17 protein-coding genes are annotated in these 17,767 nt (G+C 52.6%); 1 reads left to right on the forward strand and 16 read right to left on the reverse strand.

Annotation, left to right across the window (positions count from 1 at the left end):
• Positions 1-123 precede the first annotated feature (123 nt).
• Positions 124-1,719 (reverse strand): isocitrate lyase, encoded by a 1,596-nt coding sequence (locus Q8W32_RS04110; protein WP_305413823.1) that lies wholly within the window; start codon positions 1,717-1,719, stop codon positions 124-126.
• A gap of 269 nt (positions 1,720-1,988) precedes the next feature.
• The gene (locus tag Q8W32_RS04115; protein WP_305413824.1) at positions 1,989-3,194 is read right to left on the reverse strand and encodes an NAD(P)/FAD-dependent oxidoreductase; all 1,206 of its coding nucleotides are present in this window, start codon (positions 3,192-3,194) and stop codon (positions 1,989-1,991) included.
• 98 nt (positions 3,195-3,292) lie between these two features.
• Here Q8W32_RS04115 and Q8W32_RS04120 point away from each other — a divergent pair, with 98 nt between their 5' ends.
• Complete coding sequence (locus Q8W32_RS04120) at positions 3,293-4,114, forward strand: lysophospholipid acyltransferase family protein (RefSeq protein ID WP_303433812.1); 822 nt, start codon at positions 3,293-3,295, stop codon at positions 4,112-4,114.
• A 19-nt stretch (positions 4,115-4,133) separates the two neighbouring features.
• On the opposite strand, the gene rnhB is transcribed toward Q8W32_RS04120, so the two are convergent.
• The 14 genes from rnhB to tsf form a co-directional block, all read right to left on the reverse strand.
• Entirely contained in the window at positions 4,134-4,733 is a 600-nt protein-coding gene (gene rnhB, locus Q8W32_RS04125; protein WP_303433814.1) for a ribonuclease HII, read from the reverse strand.
• Between the two features lie 12 nt (positions 4,734-4,745).
• Complete coding sequence (lpxB, locus tag Q8W32_RS04130; protein ID WP_305413825.1) at positions 4,746-5,927, reverse strand: lipid-A-disaccharide synthase; 1,182 nt, start codon at positions 5,925-5,927, stop codon at positions 4,746-4,748.
• Positions 5,927-6,697, reverse strand: a complete 771-nt coding sequence (lpxA, locus tag Q8W32_RS04135; protein ID WP_305413827.1) for an acyl-ACP--UDP-N-acetylglucosamine O-acyltransferase — start codon at positions 6,695-6,697, stop codon at positions 5,927-5,929. The genes lpxB and lpxA overlap by 1 nt, the downstream gene beginning before the upstream one ends.
• Positions 6,694-7,158, reverse strand: a complete 465-nt coding sequence (gene fabZ, locus Q8W32_RS04140) for a 3-hydroxyacyl-ACP dehydratase FabZ (RefSeq protein WP_303433818.1) — start codon at positions 7,156-7,158, stop codon at positions 6,694-6,696. The genes lpxA and fabZ overlap by 4 nt, the downstream gene beginning before the upstream one ends.
• Positions 7,158-8,180, reverse strand: a complete 1,023-nt coding sequence (gene lpxD, locus Q8W32_RS04145) for a UDP-3-O-(3-hydroxymyristoyl)glucosamine N-acyltransferase (protein WP_305413829.1) — start codon at positions 8,178-8,180, stop codon at positions 7,158-7,160. The genes fabZ and lpxD overlap by 1 nt, the downstream gene beginning before the upstream one ends.
• A 32-nt stretch (positions 8,181-8,212) precedes the next feature.
• On the reverse strand, positions 8,213-8,704 hold the full coding sequence (locus Q8W32_RS04150) for an OmpH family outer membrane protein (protein WP_303433822.1): 492 nt from the start codon (positions 8,702-8,704) through the stop codon (positions 8,213-8,215).
• A gap of 41 nt (positions 8,705-8,745) precedes the next feature.
• Entirely contained in the window at positions 8,746-11,307 is a 2,562-nt protein-coding gene (gene bamA, locus Q8W32_RS04155; protein ID WP_305413830.1) for an outer membrane protein assembly factor BamA, read from the reverse strand.
• Between the two features lie 35 nt (positions 11,308-11,342).
• Complete coding sequence (rseP, locus tag Q8W32_RS04160) at positions 11,343-12,683, reverse strand: RIP metalloprotease RseP (RefSeq protein ID WP_303433826.1); 1,341 nt, start codon at positions 12,681-12,683, stop codon at positions 11,343-11,345.
• On the reverse strand, positions 12,680-13,873 hold the full coding sequence (gene ispC, locus Q8W32_RS04165; RefSeq protein ID WP_305413831.1) for a 1-deoxy-D-xylulose-5-phosphate reductoisomerase: 1,194 nt from the start codon (positions 13,871-13,873) through the stop codon (positions 12,680-12,682). The genes rseP and ispC overlap by 4 nt, the downstream gene beginning before the upstream one ends.
• A complete protein-coding gene (locus Q8W32_RS04170) occupies positions 13,873-14,715 on the reverse strand; it encodes a phosphatidate cytidylyltransferase (RefSeq protein WP_303433830.1) in 843 nt (280 codons plus the stop codon). The genes ispC and Q8W32_RS04170 overlap by 1 nt, the downstream gene beginning before the upstream one ends.
• Complete coding sequence (gene uppS / locus Q8W32_RS04175; protein WP_303433832.1) at positions 14,708-15,475, reverse strand: polyprenyl diphosphate synthase; 768 nt, start codon at positions 15,473-15,475, stop codon at positions 14,708-14,710. Before uppS ends, Q8W32_RS04170 begins: the two co-directional genes overlap by 8 nt.
• A gap of 9 nt (positions 15,476-15,484) precedes the next feature.
• Entirely contained in the window at positions 15,485-16,042 is a 558-nt protein-coding gene (frr, locus tag Q8W32_RS04180) for a ribosome recycling factor (protein WP_303433834.1), read from the reverse strand.
• 2 nt (positions 16,043-16,044) lie between these two features.
• Positions 16,045-16,779 carry a UMP kinase gene (gene pyrH / locus Q8W32_RS04185; protein ID WP_303433836.1) on the reverse strand — a complete coding sequence of 245 codons (735 nt, stop codon included), beginning with the start codon at positions 16,777-16,779 and terminating at the stop codon, positions 16,045-16,047.
• Positions 16,780-16,875: 96 nt separating this feature from the next.
• Positions 16,876-17,730: a translation elongation factor Ts gene (gene tsf, locus Q8W32_RS04190; protein WP_303433838.1), complete on the reverse strand. Its 855-nt coding sequence runs from the start codon at positions 17,728-17,730 to the stop codon at positions 16,876-16,878.
• Positions 17,731-17,767 lie beyond the last annotated feature (37 nt).

A 17,767-nucleotide genomic window follows, 5' to 3' on the forward strand; every position in this document is an offset into this window, starting at 1 on the left:
ACGCCCCTCTCCCACTCCTGTAATAGCAGCGAGTGAAGAAGAACCGGGCCATTTGTAATCAGGCACAAAAAAGGCGGCCCGAAGGCCGCCCTGGATACAACACCCGAGGGGGTGTACCAGCTCTTAGCTGAACTGGTTCATGGTGTTGTCTTTACCAGAAGCTTTCAGTGCGTTGTCGCCTGAGAAGTATTCTTTGTGTGCATCACCCATATCAGAACCAGACATGTTCTGGTGTTTAACACAGGCAATTCCTTGACGGATTTCTTTACGCTGTACGCCTTCAACGTAACCCAGCATACCTTTTTCACCGAAGTATTCTTTCGCCAGGTTGTCAGTAGACAGCGCAGCAGTGTGGTAAGTCGGCAGAGTGATCAGGTGGTGGAAAATACCTGCTTCACGGGATGCATCCGCCTGGAAGCTCTGGATACGACGATCGGCTTCAATAGACAGATCGGTTGCGTCGTATTCAGCAGACATCAGAGCATCGCGGTTGTAAGCCGATACGTCTTTGCCTTCTTCAGCCCAGGCATCAAATACTTGTTGACGGAAGTTCAGCGTCCAGTTGAATGACGGGCTGTTGTTGTAAACCAGTTTTGCGTTAGGCGTTTCTTTGCGAATTTCGTCCATCATCGCTTTAATCTGGCCAACGTGTGGTTTTTCAGTTTCGATCCACAACAGATCCGCACCGGCTTTCAGGGCTTCGATACAGTCGAAGACACAACGTTCTTCACCAGTACCACGACGGAACTGGAACAGGCCGGATGGCAGGCGTTTTGGACGCAGGATTTTATCACCACGCTTGATAACCACATCGCCTTGCTGCATATCTTCAACGGTGATTTCTTCGCAATCCAGGAAGCTGTTGTAGATGTCACCAGAATCACCTGGTTCTTTCACAACGGCGATCTGTTTGGTCAGACCAGCACCCTGGGAGTCAGTACGGGCAACGATGACACCATCATCAACACCCAGCTCCAGGAAGGCATAACGCAAAGCGCGCAGTTTGGAGTGGAAGTCAGCATGGGGAACGGTCACTTTACCGTCCTGGTGACCACATTGTTTCTCGTCAGCTACCTGGTTTTCGATCTGCAAGCAGCAAGCACCGGCTTCGATCATTTGTTTAGCCATCAGGTAAGTGGCTTCTTCGTTACCAAAACCGGCATCGATGTCGGCAATGATAGGCACAACGTGTGTTTCGTAGTTGTCGATCTGCGCTTGGATGTCAGCAGCTTTGGCGGTGTCGCCCGCTTCGTTGGCAGCATCCAGAGCACGGAACAGCAGGTCCAGTTCGCGAGCATCCGCTTGACGCAGGAAGGTGTACAGCTCTTCAATCAGGCTGGCAACCACTGTTTTTTCATGCATGGACTGGTCAGGCAGAGGACCGAATTGTGAACGCAGAGCGGCAACCATCCAGCCAGACAGGTACAAATAGCGACGATTGGTGTTACCGAAGTGTTTCTTGATAGAAATCATCTTCTGCTGACCAATAAAACCGTGCCAGCAACCCAGTGACTGGGTGTACTTGGAGCTGTCTGCATCATAGGCAGCCATGTCTTCACGCATGATTTTGGCAGTGTACTTCGCAATATCCAGACCAGTCTTGAATTTGTTCTGGGCACGCATACGTGCAACAGACTCTTCAGAGATACCTGACCAAGCAGCACCGGCGGCTTCTTTAAGGGCAGCAACAGCTTTGATATCGTTTTGGTAAGCAGACATGGGTTCGTCCTTTGTCATATGCATTTTTGGGTAGTCAGCAGATGGCTCCTGGTCTGTTGCCGGATGCTCATCGCCGCTTGCCAATGAATACTATGGACATCGGAACCATAATTGAAATCAATAGGATGTATTCTTGCTATTCACCAAGGAAATATAGAACCAAGGTATTAGACGGCGCTACTCAAGTATCAGACCCTGCTGATTCCAGCACTGACCTTTGCTCCACTCCTCAACTCAGCGCGGTTGCTGACCCAGCCACAACCCAGTAATCAAGCATATTCTGCTATCAGATGCGTAGCCGCCGCCGCCGCGCTGGACCAGGCCCATTGAAAATTGAAGCCTCCCAGGTGGCCGGTGACATCCACCACCTCCCCTATAAAGTACAAACCCTTGTGCTGTTTGCTGGCCATGGTGCGAGACGACAAGGCATCGGTATCCACGCCTCCCAGCGCGACCTCAGCGGTACGATAGCCTTCCGTACCCGCCGGTTTGACTTGCCAGTGATGAAGCTGGTGCGCCAAGGCATCCATTTGCGCTCCATTAAGGGCAGACAAGGGTTGATCCGCCAAACTTCCAGTCGCTGCCAGCCAGCATTCCGCAATTTTTTGGGTCAGCCGCTGCCCCAACCAGGTTTTGAGCAGCTGTTTCGGGCTACTGTGCTGGGACGCCCGCAGGGCTGCAGCGGCATCCATTGTGGGTAACAGGTTGATCGTCAGGCTATCGCCTGGTTGCCAGTAGCTGGAAATCTGCAACATCGCCGGGCCACTTAAGCCGCGGTGGGTAAACAGCATATCGTCCTGAAAAGACTGGCCACGGCAGCTCACGTCGACGTGACAGGCATTCCCTGCCAGCTCGCTGCTCAGTTGCTTGAGTTGGCTGGTCAGGGTAAACGGCACCAGAGCCGCCACCGGTTCATATACCGCCAGACCAAACTGGCGAGCCAGCTGATACCCAAACCCACTGGCACCCAAGGTGGGGATCGATGGTCCTCCGGTCGCAACCACCAACGCATCACACTGGTAGGACTGGTCACCCGCCTGCACCAGATACCCCCCCGATGTATTGGCCGTTACCGCATGAATGCCGGTATCCAGCTGGATCGTGACCCCTCCTTGCTCGCATTCATCCAGCAGCAGATTAAGAATGTCACTCGCTTTATGGTCGCAAAACAGCTGGCCATCCTTTTTCTCGTGCCAGGCCACGCTGTGTTTATCAACCAGAGCAATAAAATCCCATTGGGTATAACGGCTCAGGGCAGATTTGCAGAAGTGAGGATTGTGGCTGAGATAACGGTCGGGCTGGATATCGTAATTGGTAAAATTACAACGACCGCCACCCGACATCAGAATCTTTTTACCGGCTTTGTTGGCATGATCCAATAGCCGTACAGAACAGCCGCCGGCCGCCGCTTGAGCAGCACACATCAGCCCGGCAGCACCGGCCCCGATAATGATGACATTTGTGTGATTTTTCATTTATTTATCCAAATATTAACCAGCCCAACAAGCGCTTGCCGCCAAGGGATTGACTGGTATTATGCGATCGATTCATTACAGACCACGGGAATTACACTATGGAGTTATTTGATCGCAAGGGTTTACTGGAAGCGACCAAACTCTCCCCGCGCAAACTGGATCTATTGCTACGCTTGTTAAAAGCGCCCACGCTGACCCGTATTTACAACAAGCTGACGGCCAGGCAAGGCATCGATATGATCGAAGAGACGCTTCACCACCTGCATATCGAGCTGGATTACGACGAAAAGGCATTACAGCAGGCAATTCCTGCCAACGGGCCTTTTATTACGGTATCCAACCATCCTTTCGGTTTTCTCGATGGCGTGATTCTGTTGCTGCTGGTGTGCCGTATTCGCCCGGATTTCCGCGTTGTGGCGAATTACCTGCTGAGTTATTTTGCCCCTATCGCCAACCTGTTTATCACCGTCAATCCATTTGAAAACCGCGGCCCCAAAGGTATGGGAGGCATGCGCAAATCCTTGACGCAACTAAAGCAGGGGAATGGGCTGGGCCTGTTTCCTGCCGGTGAAGTATCCACCTGGTACAAGGGCCAACGCGGCATCAGCGATAAAACCTGGCCCATTGCCAGCATGCGGCTGATTCGTAAAGCCAACGTACCGGTTATTCCAGTGTATTTTCACGGCCGCAACAGTGCCAGTTTCCATCTTCTTGGCAAAATCCATCCAGCCTTGCGAACTCTGCGCATTCCCGCAGAATTTCTTAAAAAACGTCGCTCCACAATTTATCTCGGCATTGGCGAAGCCATTACTCCCGCACAAATTGCGGCTTGCGAAACGGATGAAGCCCTGCGGGATTTTTTGCGCCAGCGCACCTATAGCCAGCACGAGATATGTCAGACAGCGGCGACCCGGCGTTGAGTCAATCTGGCGGATAACCTCAGCAGCCCAGCAAGGCCTTGACCGGCGCGTAACTGCGCCGGTGAATGGCACACGGCCCCAGCTCTTGTAACGCTTGCAGATGCGCCTGGGTGCCATACCCTTTGTGTTTGGCAAAGCCATAACCAGGATACACACGATCGAGTGCCACCATTTCCCGATCACGGCTGACTTTGGCCAACACAGAAGCCGCAGCAATGGATTGCACCAGGCTATCGCCCTTGATCACCGCCGTGGCAGCGATATCCAGTTTGGGCAAGCGGTTGCCATCCACCAGGGCATATTCAACATCCCCCGATAAACCGGCCACTGCCCGAGACATCGCCAGCAAGCGGGCATTCAGAATATTGATGTCGTCAATTTCGGCCACCGTTGCCCGGGCAATGGCGAAGTCTACGGCGGATTCCATAATCAGCTCGTAAAGTGCTTCGCGACGTTTTTCCGTCAGTTTTTTGGAATCATCCAGACCAGGAATGGGTTTGGCCGGGTCCAGTACCACCGCAGCGGCCAACACATCGCCACACAAAGGCCCGGCGCCAGCTTCATCAATGCCACAGTAGACGCGTCCCTGTGCCAGCAGAGACTGTTCAATATCAATCATGGGATAAGTAATTCAGTGAGTGAGTCCGTTCCGCAAACGTTCGTTAGCGGCAGCTTGCTCTGGTTCCAGTAATTCAATAATCGCTTTGGCGGCTTCCTGATTAGCATTTCGTCGCAATTGCCGATGAATAAACTGGAAGGTTTCATGCAGTTGGTGGCGGATATTCTGGTCTTCCAGACAACGCACCAACGCCTCCGCCAAATGTATTGGAGTCGCTTGCTCTTGCAGGATTTCAGGTACCAGCTCACGCCCGGCCAACAGGTTGGGCAGGGATATAAAAGGCTGTTTCAGCATGCGCCGTAACAGAAATGCGGTGATTTTATTGACCTTGTAACTTACCACCATCGGCCGCTTCAGCAGCATGGCTTCCAGTGTTGCTGTACCGGATGCCAATAGAATGACATCCGCTGCCGCCATGCAGATATGGGATTGCCCGAGAACAATCGTCACCGGCAGTGTCAATGATAGCTCCGACAGCTGCGCTTCCAGCTGGTTACGGCGCTCGATGCTGGCTGCCGGAATCACAAATTGCAGGTCTGCCCGTAATTGCAACATTCGCTGGGCAGTCTCAAAAAACAACGGACCCAGACGCTCGACTTCCCCTGCTCGACTACCGGGCATCAAACATATCAGAGGTTTGCTGACGTCCAGCTCCAGGTTTTCGCGTGCCGGGGTTTTGGGCGTTTCAAAGGGGATTTTATCGGCCAGGTGATGGCCTACAAAGTGCACCGGAATCTGGTGTTCTTCGTAAAAACGCGCTTCAAACGGAAACAGAGTGAGCATCAGGTCAACAGCCCGCCCCACTTTTAGCACCCGTTTCTGACGCCAGGCCCAAACAGAGGGACTGACATAATGCACGGTTTTGATGCCTTTGGCCTTGAGCTTTTCTTCCAGCGTCAGGTTGAAGTCGGGCGCGTCGATACCGATAAAAACATCCGGCGGGTTGTTGCTCCAGTGCTTGATCAGGGAGGCGCGTATTTTCAGCAGCTCAAACAATCGGCCTAGCACTTCAACCAGCCCCATCACCGATAATCGTTCCATCGGGTACAGACTGGTAAACCCCTGAGCCAGCATCAGTGGACCACCAATACCTTCAAAAACCGCATCCGGATAACGCTCTCGCAGTGCTTGCAGCAAACCTGCGCCGAGCATATCCCCCGAGGTTTCACCAACGACGATTGCAATCCGCTTCACTAACGAATAATCCCACGACTGGAGTCTTTCAGACTATCAAACAACACCCCGACGGCAGCTTCCGTCACCGCTTCCTGTTCCAGCTTGGCCAACGCTTCTGTCAGGGTCAGGCCCTGCCGATATACTGTTTTGTAGGCATTACGCACCGCACTGATAGCGTCAGCAGAATAACCCCGACGGCGCAAACCTTCGGAATTGATACCATGTGGCTCAGCCGGATACCCCAGTGCCATAACGTAAGCAGGAATATCTTTTAATACCACAGTCCCGGCACCAGCCATAACATGGGCTCCGATCTTGCAAAACTGGTGTACCTGGGTGGCACCGCCCAGAATAGCCCAGTCACCCAGCTGAACGTGGCCAGCCAGGTTCGTATCATTGGCCAGAATACAATGATCGCCCACAATACAATCATGGGCCACATGCACATTCACCATAAACAGATTATGGCTGCCAATACGCGTCTCGCTATTATCCTGCACGGTGCCGCGATGGAAAGTACAGCTTTCACGAATGACATTATGGTCGCCAATCACCAACCGGGTTGGTTCACCGGCGTATTTTTTGTCCTGGCAGTCTTCCCCCAGCGTGGCAAACTGAAACACCCGATTGTGCTTGCCGATACGTGTTGGTCCCTTGATCACAACATGAGGGCCAATCACAGTACCGGTATCGATCTCTACGTCGGCGCCAATGATGCTGTACGGACCGACGTCAACGTCATCAGCCAGCTGGGCAGACGGGTCTATGATGGCCGTAGGATGGATCATGCGGACTCCATTTCTCGTTCGGCACAGGTAATCAGTGCTGAACAGGCAACTTCGCCATCCACCAGCGCCCGGCAGTCAAATTTCCAGATACCACGGCGGGTACCGGTAAAGCGGGCTTCCAGAACAACCTGGTCTCCCGGCACAATCGGACGTTTGAAACGTACATGATCGGCACCGGCAAAATAGTACAGCATGTTGGGATTTCGCTTTTCTCCCATCATGGTCATACCAAGCAAGCCGGCTGACTGAGCCATGGCTTCCAGAATCAGGACACCAGGCATGACCGGGTGACCTGGAAAATGGCCACCAAAAAACGGTTCGTTGATGGTGACGTTCTTGATGGCACGAATCACAGGAGCCTCTTCGGACTCCAGATCAACCTCATTGATTCGGTCAACCAACAGGAATGGATAACGGTGTGGCAAAAATTCCTGGATCGTTTGGACTGGTTGCGGGTACATCAAGCGTTACCTTCTTGGCTTTTCTCTAATTTCTGCAGCCGTTTGGCTATCGAATCGAGCTGTTTAAATCGTGCGGCGCTACGACGCCACTGTTTAGCTGGCATATGTGATGTACCCGATGCGTATACGCCGGGTTCATCAATCGAATTTGTAATCAGCGTCATTCCCAATGCATGTACACCATCCGCCAGCGTCAGATGTCCAGCAATACCGACGCCACCCGCCAGGGTACATCCCTTGCCTATATGCGTGCTGCCGGCAATACCGACACAGCCAGCCATGGCAGCTCCCTGCCCGACATGGACGTTATGCGCAATCTGGATCAGGTTATCGAGAATGACATCATCCTCGATCACGGTGTCTTCCAGCGCACCACGATCAATACAGGTATTGGCTCCAATCTCGACATTATTACCGATACGAACATTACCCAGCTGGGCAATGCGTTCCCATTTGCCCTTGTTCGGAGCAAATCCAAAACCGTCGGAACCAATCACGGCGCCGGATTGTACCCGAACCCGGTCGCCAATGCTTACCCGATAATAAAGAGTAACGTTGGCAAACAGCAGGCAATCTCTGCCAATCCGGCAGTCACTGCCTATCACACAACCCGCGCCCACTTCGGTACCATCACCGATATGTGTGTTACGACCAATCACAGCACCCGGGCCGATTCTGACACCTGCACCGAGTACCACACCGTCTTCCACAATGGCACGAGGGTGAACGCCTTCGGGCTGACGTGGACGGCGATCAAACAACTGGGTCGTTTTGGCAAATGCCAGATAGGCATCCTCCACCACCAATGCCACGCTGGCAACGTCATCGGCCAGGTTGGTACCAACAATCACAGCCGCAGCCGCAGTAGAATCAAGTTGCTTGCGATAAGCCGGATCTGCAATAAAAGTTACATCGCTGCTGCCTGCCGACGACAGTGGTGCCACACCGTCAACTCGTGCCGAACCGTCGCCACGAATCTCTGCACCAAGATATGTGGCCAGCTCGGATAAACTCAGATCCATCGATATGCCCTTACTAGTGTATTGATAAAGTATTACTTACCGTTTAACCGTTCCAGTAATGGTTTGGTCAGGTCAATGGCTGGTGAGCTGTATACTGCTGCCCCTGCCTGCAAGACCAGATCGTACTTGCCATCATCAATCAACGCTTTCAGCAACTCTTCCAGTTCTGGCAGTTTTGAACGGAAAAACGACTGACGCCACTGTTGATCTTGCTGCTGCAGCTTTTCCAGATAGAACTGGCGTTCTTTGGCTTTGGCTTCGTATTCAGTCACCAGCTTGGCCAGTTCCGCCTGGCTCATGATCGCACCATCGGTTTCGCGTTTTTCCTTCAGCGCCAGCATGGATTTTTCAATGTCGCGCACCTTGCCGATGGAATCACTATTTTCTTGTTCAAACTTTTTCGCCGCAGACTTGGCTTCGTCAGACAAAAACAGGGCTCGCTCCATATCCACGACACCAACCTTCAGCTCCGCAGCCGCCAGTGGTGACAGTAAGGCAACGACCAAAAACAGAAAAACACGCATCCAAATGCTCCTTTAAATTGCAGTTGTGCTGGATGTCAGCATTAAAAAACCTGACCAAGTGAAAATTCAAAGCCTTCTGTATCATCACCATCCTGGTCATTCAGTGGGATTGAGTACACAAACGTCAGCGGGCCAATGGCGGTAACCCAGGTCAAGCCAACACCGGTACTCATACGGAAATCGGAAAAACTAAAGCCTTCAGTACAATACGGGTGCGTTGTTAACGTTGGAATATCCGCATCATTCGGAACATAACAGTTATCGGTAAAGGTGTTACCGCTATCCAGGAAGAGCACACTACGCAATGAGCTGCGATCTTCAACAAACGGGAATGGGAAAATCAGTTCCAATGACGCCTCGGCCAGCATATTACCACCCAGCGAGCTGGGGGACTCAGAATAAGCCGGAGCCGTCACAACCGAGCCATCCGAGTCGGTTTCATAAATCGGTTTGTACTGACTGGAGTTACTGACCGCAACCGCAGCGCCATCATCATCGGTTTTATACACCACGGTTGGCGCTGAGGAATCCACCACAGGCTGGCCCAGTTCATCCAGTTCATACAGCACGTTATCATCGCTGTCAGTTTGTACCACGGGAACTGCTGTGTATTCCGGCAAGCCCCGTGGCCCCAGGCTGTTGCTGCTATAACCCCGAACGGATCCCAGACCACCAGAACGGAAATTTTTGTAGAACGGCAAACTGTCTTCATCGCCGTAACCGTTAGCGTAGCCCAATTCTGTTCGAATCCGGAACGACCAGTCCTCAAACAGCGGGAAATAATAGTTGGCGGTGTAACCCAGTTTATAGGTCGTCAGATCACTGCCAGGCACACCCACATCAAGCGACAGTTTTTGCTCAATACCAGCCGTCGGGAACATGCCTCGGTTCAAACCGTTGTAACGCCAGTTCAACCCCAGGGTATATTCATCGAAGTTGTCTCCCTTGACTTCCAGGAATTCCAGAATTTCTGCCGGCACAGTCGAGCCTTCAAACATCTCGGTGTTGTTGTAGCCAGCACTCATCGACAAACGTTGACGGCGGGAGATGGGATAGCCAAAGGTAACGCTGCCCCCTCGACTATTGGTCTGATAATCACTGACAGAGCTCAGGCTGTCGTAGTCAGTTTCCCGGTAATAAAGGTTAAACCCGCGACTGACACCATCAATGGTGTAGTAAGGGTCGGAAAAAGAGAAGTTGTACGATTTGACTGTATTGGTTTTTTGCAGACCCAGACTCATACGGTTACCGGATCCCATAAAGTTATTCTGACTGATACTGGCACCCAGAATCATACCGCTGCCACCGGCGTAACCGATGTTGAAGTTCAGACTGCCGTTCATCTGCTCTTCGACGTTGTATTCAACATCGATCAGATCATCAGTACCGGGTACCGCCGGGGTTTCCACCGTCACAGTCTTGAAAAAGCCCAGTTGGTTCAGACGGTTTTTACCGGCTTCAATTTTTTCAGTCGAAGCCCAGCCACCTTCCATCTGCAACATTTCACGGCGTAATACTTCATCCATGGTGCTGTCATTACCGGAGAAGTTAACGCTGCGGACATAGGTGCGTCGTCCTGGCTCGACAAAAAAGGTCAGATCCACTTCCAGTGTTTCGTCATCCGGTTTGGGGCTGCCATCCACTTTGGCAAAGGTATAGCCATCATTACCCAGACGACGAATCATGCCTTCGCTGCTGGCCAGCACCTTGCTGCGGGAGAAGACATCTCCGGGGGCAATATTATAAAAACGGGTGAATTCTTCTTCATCCAGCACCAGATTGCCCGCCAGACGAATATCCCGGATGGTATAGACTTCGCCTTCCGTCACGTTGACCGTGATGTAAACACCGTCTTTCTCCGGCGCCAGTGCCACCTGGGTCGACTCAATGTTAAAACGCAGATAACCCCGATCGTAATAATATGATCTGAGGGTTTCCTGATCGGCTGCCAGCTTTTCACGGGAATATTTATTGTCACCCGCGTACCAGGACCAGAAATTGGATTCCTGCAGGCTGAAACGTTTCAGTAATTCTTCATCTGGAAAGGACTCATTACCCACAATATTGATATGGGCAATCGAGGCGACATTACCTTCTTCAACATTGATTTTCAGTGCCACCCGGTTACGTGGCAACGCTTCCACCACGGTCTCGATGTGTGCATCGTAGCGACCTTGCATGACATACTGGCGCTCGAGTTCGAGTGCAATGCGCTCCAGCGTGGAACGCTTGAACACCATGCCTTCTGCCAGCCCGGCCAATTTGAGGTTATCCAGCAGGATTTCATCCGGAATCGCCGAGTTGCCGTCCAACTCGATCTGGGTAATGGTAGGTAATTCAACCAGTTGGAAAATCAGTACCTGATTGTCCCGATAAACCCGGATGTCATTAAAAAAACCCGTCGCAAACAAGCGACGCGATACTTCAGCCAGGCGATTACTGTCAACCTGGTCGCCAGCATTGATCGGCAACCGCTCAAACACGGTACCCGCGGATACACGTTGCAGTCCCTCGAGACGAATATCTTCAATGACAAAGGAATCATCAGCATAGGCAAATGAAGAAAACAGCCCGACAAACAGGGAAAACAGCAGCGAACGCATGAAAAAAGTAATCCAAAATTGCGCGACTTTCAAAGTTAAAGTCGACCGATATCGTTATAAAAGGCAACTGCCATGAGGCTGAACAGCATCACAATGCCCACTTGCATCGCCACTGTCTGTACCCGTTCTGGCAATGGTTTACCAATCACACTTTCTGCGCTATTAAACAGAATATGACCACCATCCAGCATGGGTACCGGCAATAAATTCAATACACCCAATGACACACTGAGCAGTGCCAGGAACTGTACGAAAGATTCCAGCCCTCCCGAAGCCGAAGTGCCGGCTACTTTAGCAATGGTAATTGGGCCGCTCAAGTTCTTTACCGAGAGATCCCCTGCCAGCATTTTCCACATGGAATCGAGGGTAAAGGTAATCAGATCCCAGGTCTTGCCAGCCGCTCTTACCATCGCACTCAACGGGTCAGCCGAGCTGGTACTGAGCCATTCCGGCGGCACTTCCGGTTGTATGGTACCAACCCCGGCAAAACCCATTGTCCGGCCATCATCCAGAGTACGACTGCCCGGCACCAGGGTCAGTAATGTCATATTGCCATCACGCAACACATCGACCTGCAAGGCCACACCGGCATGTCGCTGTACCAGATCCACCCAGGCAAACCAGTCTTCAACCTTCTGACCGTCCACCGTCATTACCTGATCCCCCGGCAAGAAACCCGCCTGCTCTGCGGCACTGCCTTCAACCACAGAGCCAATCATGGCCGGCACATCCAGCTGCCGCGGCTGGAGCCCCAGCGATCCCATCGGGTCCGGCTGTTCACTGTCGGAGAGCCAGTTATCAATAGTGATCTGTACCGGGCGCTGGATACGATTATGGTCTTCCAGCGTCAGGTCAATATGACCGCTTTCACCCAGATGACTGATCAGGCGCCAGTTAACATCTTCCCAGGTGGTGGTTTCGTGGCCATCCACCGCGACAATCCGGTCACGGGGTTCGATACCCGCGATCGCCGCTGGCGATGCCGACTGTACTTGGCCGATCTCAGCAATCACTCCGGTGGTGCCCACCATAAACAGCACCCAGTACGCCAGAATGGCAAACAGGAAATTGGCAAACGGCCCCGCAGCGGCAATAAAATTGCGCTGGGCGACCGATTTGGCATTAAAACTCTGCTCTCTCAAATGCTCGGGAACATCGCCTTCCCGCTCATCCAGCATTTTGACGTAGCCACCCAACGGCAGAGGCGCGACAGAATATTCGGTACCCTGCTTGTCTCGCACGGAAAACAACGGATTTCCAAAACCGACTGAAAACCGCAATACCCGAACGCCGCAGCGACGAGCCGCCCAGAAATGTCCATATTCGTGAATCACCACCAATAAACTGATAGCGACAATAAACCAGAGAATTGTCACGCATCTACCTCGTTTACAGAACCTTGCAGCAACTGGTGTGCCTGGCGCCGGGCCCATTGATCAGCCAACAGCACATTCTCCAGGCTAGTCATTGCTTCGACCTTATGAGCGTCCATCACCTGTTGTACGAGCATTGGAATGGTATTAAACGGAATTCGTTCCCCAAGGAAGGCCTCAACCGCTATTTCGTTGGCAGCATTCAAGACAGCCGGCATCGTGCCACCTGCCATAAATGCCCGCCGGGCCAAGGATAAACAAGGGAAGGTGTGTTCATCGGCGGCTTCAAAATCAAAGCGACCGATAGTGACCAGATCCAGTGGCGCCACTCCGGATGTCATACGTTCAGGCCAGGCCAGAGCGTAAGCAATCGGAGTGCGCATATCCGGTTCGCCGAGCTGCGCGATCACCGAACCGTCACAATATTGCACCAGGCTGTGAATCACGCTTTGGGGATGTACAACAACCTGTATCTGTTCCGGCTGGCAGTTAAACAGGAAACAGGCCTCAATCAACTCCAGCCCCTTGTTCATCAGGGTAGCGGAATCAACCGAAATTTTTTGTCCCATCGTCCAGTTGGGGTGGGCTACGGCCTCGGCAGGTGTAACATCCGCCAGCTGATCCGCCTGCCAGCCCCGGAACGGGCCGCCGGATGCGGTTAACAGGATTTTGCTGATCCCATGCGGGGCAAAATGGCCGTCGTAGCGTTCCGGCATCGACTGGAATATCGCATTGTGTTCACTATCAATAGGCAGTAATTCGGCACCACCGTCACGAATAGCGTCCATAAACAGCGGGCCAGCCATGACCAGTGCTTCCTTGTTGGCCAACAGTACCCGTTTGCCAGCCTGTGCCGCAGCCAGGGATGGCAATAAACCCGCAGCCCCTACAATCGCAGCCATCACCATATCGGTCTCTTCGTGAGCCGCCACCCAGGACAGGGCTTCGGCACCAGACAATACGGTTGTCGGGTGATCTTGCGGTAACAGACAACGCACCGCGTCAGCGCCAGCATCATCTTTCATCACGGCGTATTGCGGCACGTGCTGTAATACTTGCTCGGCCAGTTTTTCGGCACGCGTGGCGGCCGTCAAAGCAAATACCCGGTAACGTTCCGGGTGACGAGCAATCACGTCCAGGGTGCTGCAGCCAATTGATCCCGTTGCACCCAATACCGTCACTGCATGGGTCATCAGGCAAATCCCCAATCAAGTACATGAAGGCATAAGGCAAACACAGGAACGGCCGCTGCCATACTGTCGATCCGGTCCAGTACACCGCCGTGTCCGGGGAGTAATGACGAGCTATCCTTGATTCCCCGGTGGCGTTTCATCATGCTTTCCACCAGGTCGCCGAGTACCGAGACAACGGTGGTGATCACGGCGATCAGCATCAGTTGCCAGTAATCATCCTGGGACATCGGCCGAAGCCAGTAATCCAGCCCCAGACCAAACAGAATCGCGACCATCGCAGAGGTCGCCAATCCCCCCCAGAACCCGGCCCAGGATTTCCCCGGGCTGACATTAGGCGCCAGCTTGGAGTTACCCCAGCGTTTGCCAGAGAAATAGGCACCGGTATCAGCGCCCCAGACAATCAGCATCACAAACACAATCAATAACGAGCTGTGGGGTTGCACTTTGAGGTGCATAAAGCCGACCCACATGGGCACCAGTACACACAGTCCCAGTGCGCCCCGTATCGGGCGTGATGTCCACCAACTGGTACCACCGGGGTAGCGACGCACCAGAGCAAAGGCAACCGTCCACCACAAGGCACCCACCGCGAGGTAATACACCAGCAAATCGGGATGAATCCGGAGCAAACGAGCACTGGCGTACAGGCAGACAAACACCATCAAGGCGTAAGCGACCCGCCCCCAGCGGCGTTCATAACCTGCAATATTGGCCCATTCCCAGGCTCCCAGAGTCGCAATTGCGGCAATAAAAATGGCGAATTGCTTCAGCGGCAGGAAAAATATGCCGATGATCATCAGGGGAGCAAGCACCATCGCGGTGATTACACGCTGTTTAAACACGGCTGGCGGTTTCCTTCAGCTGGTCATCGGTTCGGCCAAAGCGACGGGTGCGATCTGCAAAGGATGCAAGCGCCTGGCGATATTCTTGTTCTTTGAAATCCGGCCAATACACCGGTGAGAAATACAGTTCGCTGTACGCACACTGCCATAACATAAAATTGCTGATACGTTGTTCGCCCCCGGTACGGATCAATAAATCCGGAGCAGGATAGTCACTCAGCCAGGTGTACTGGTGGACGGTATCTTCGTTGATGTCCGCCGGGTCCAGACGCCCTTGCTGAACTTCAATCGCGATTTTCTGGCAGGCCTGGGCAATATCCCACTGGCCGCCATAGTTGGCAGCAATCACCACCACCATGCCGGTATTGTTAGCGGTCAGCGCTTCGGCATTGGCAATCAGGGTCTGGATACGCTCAGAGAAAGCACTTTTATCCCCCATCACCACCAGCCGCAACTTGTTACGATGCAGGCGCTTGACTTCCCGTTCCAGGGCAACGGTAAAAAGCTGCATCAGAGCCGACACTTCAACCGCCGGGCGACGCCAGTTTTCACTGGAAAAGGCAAATAGGGTCAACACCTCAACACCAGCCCGTGCAGACACTTCAACGGCCTGGCGCACAGCATCAACCCCCGCCTTGTGACCAGCGATACCGGGTAAATAACGTGCTTTGGCCCAGCGATTATTGCCATCCATAATCATGGCAACATGACGGGGAACGCGGCCAACGGCCGCGCTTTTATCATCGATACTGGTAGACATGAAGAGTAATCAGACCTGCATCAGATCTTTTTCTTTCTGCGCCAGATGCGCGTCAACTTCAGCGATATACTTGTCGGTCAGTTTTTGGATCTGATCTTCGCCGCCGCGCTCTTCGTCTTCAGAAATCATTTTTTCTTTCAGCAGTTCTTTGATACTGCCGTTGGCATCACGTCGGATATTACGAACAGAGACGCGGCCTTTTTCGGCTTCGGAACGAGCCTGTTTGATAAAGTCCCGACGGGTTTCTTCCGTCAGCATTGGCATCGCCAGGCGAATGGTGTCGCCTGAAGTATTGGGGTTCAGGCCCAGATCCGACTTGAGAATGGCCCGTTCAATAACACTGACCATGTTCTTTTCCCACGGATTGATCGCCAGGGTACGGCCATCTTCAACAATAACGTTGGCTGCCTGGGCAATGGGCGTATCAGTGCCGTAATAGTCTACGGTAATGTTATCGAGAATGGATGGATTGGCACGGCCAGTCCGTACACGCTTGAAAGCATCCAGCAACGAAGACACACTTTTACCCATGCGTTCTTCAGCGTCTTTCTTAATCTCTTCGATCATGTTCACTTTTCCTCGCTTACAATCAATGTGCCATCATCACCGCCAGTGACCAGACGGGCAAGCACACCAACTTCATTCATATCGTATACCCGTAGCGGCATCGCGTGATCACGCGCCAGGCATATAGCAGTCAGATCCATCACGCCCAGTTGTTTCTCAAGCACTTCCTGATAGGTCAGGGTATCGTACTTGACCGCACTCGGGTCTTTCTTCGGATCAGCAGTATACACGCCATCCACGTTGGTGGCTTTCATTACCACGTCGGCGTTGATTTCAATGCCGCGCAAGCAGGCAGCGGAGTCCGTAGTAAAAAACGGGTTGCCTGTACCGGCGGCAAAAATAACCACATCGCCGATATCCAGCGCCCGGATAGCACTGCGTCGATCATAATGATCAACCACACCACTCATCGGGATTGCTGACATAACACGTGTTGTAATATTGGCGCGTTCCAGTGCATCGCGCATGGCCAGTGCATTCATCACCGTCGCCAGCATGCCCATATGATCACCGGCAACACGATCCAGACCGGATTCACTCAGCTTCTTGCCACGGAACAGGTTGCCACCACCAATAACCAGACCAACCTGAACACCAATACCTTTCAGCTGCCCTATTTCCAGCGCCATACGATCAAGCACTTTGGGATCAATGCCGAAATCCAGCTCACCCATCAGGGCCTCGCCGCTCAGCTTTAACAAGATACGTTTGTATTTAGGACTCTGCTGCTTAGCCATGACCGACTCCATTAGCGTGTATTGGACACAAATATGCCGGGCGACCCCGGCATATTCAGGTTGGGACAATCCCTGATGTGTTGCCCCGGTTTTGTATCAGCCTTTCAGCTGTGCAGCAACCTCTGCAGCAAAGTCTACTTTTTCGACTTCGATACCTTCACCAACTTCCATACGGATGAAAGAGGTGACTTCAGCGCCAGCTTCTTTAGCCAGCTGACCAACAGTCTGATCAGGGTTCTTGACGAATGGCTGATCCAGCAAGCTGTTTTCTTTCAGGAATTTCTTGATACGACCAACCATCATTTTTTCGACGATTGCGTCTGGCTTGCCAGCCATATCTGGCTGAGCCTTGATAATTTCTTCTTCTTTTGCCAATACGTCTGCCGGCATATCGTCACCACGGATAACGCGTGGGTTGGAAGCGGTAACGTGCATGGCGATATCTTTGGCGACTTCTTCGCTACCACCGGTCAAGGCAACAACACAGCCCACTTTACCATTGGAGTGCAGGTAGGCACCGACAACACCGGATTCAATCACGACCGGGCGACGAACAGTGATGTTTTCACCGATTTTCTGAACCAGCGCCATACGCGCTTCTTCCAGATCGCCTTCCATCAGTTTGGCCACATCGGTTTCACGAGTGTCTGCCAGCTTGGCAAGAACCAGATCAGCAAATGCATTAAAATTGGCATCGCCAGCAGCGAAGTCAGTTTCAGAGTTCACTTCTACAACAAACGCAACACCGTCTTGAACCTGAATACGCAATTTGCCTTCGGCAGCGGTACGGTCAGCTTTCTTGGCCGCTTTCAGACCAGAGTTTTTACGCAGGTCTTCAATTGCTTTATCAATATCACCGTCATTGGCAGTCAGCGCTTTTTTGCACTCCATCATGCCCAAACCAGTACGTTCACGCAGTTCTTTAACCAGAGCGGCCGATACGTTCGCCATAATCCCAATCCTCTTTTGTTAACTTGTCTTCAATTTT

Origin of the sequence: Oceanobacter sp. 3_MG-2023 (genome assembly GCF_030688925.1) — a bacterium.
GTDB lineage: Bacteria > Pseudomonadota > Gammaproteobacteria > Pseudomonadales > Oceanobacteraceae > Oceanobacter.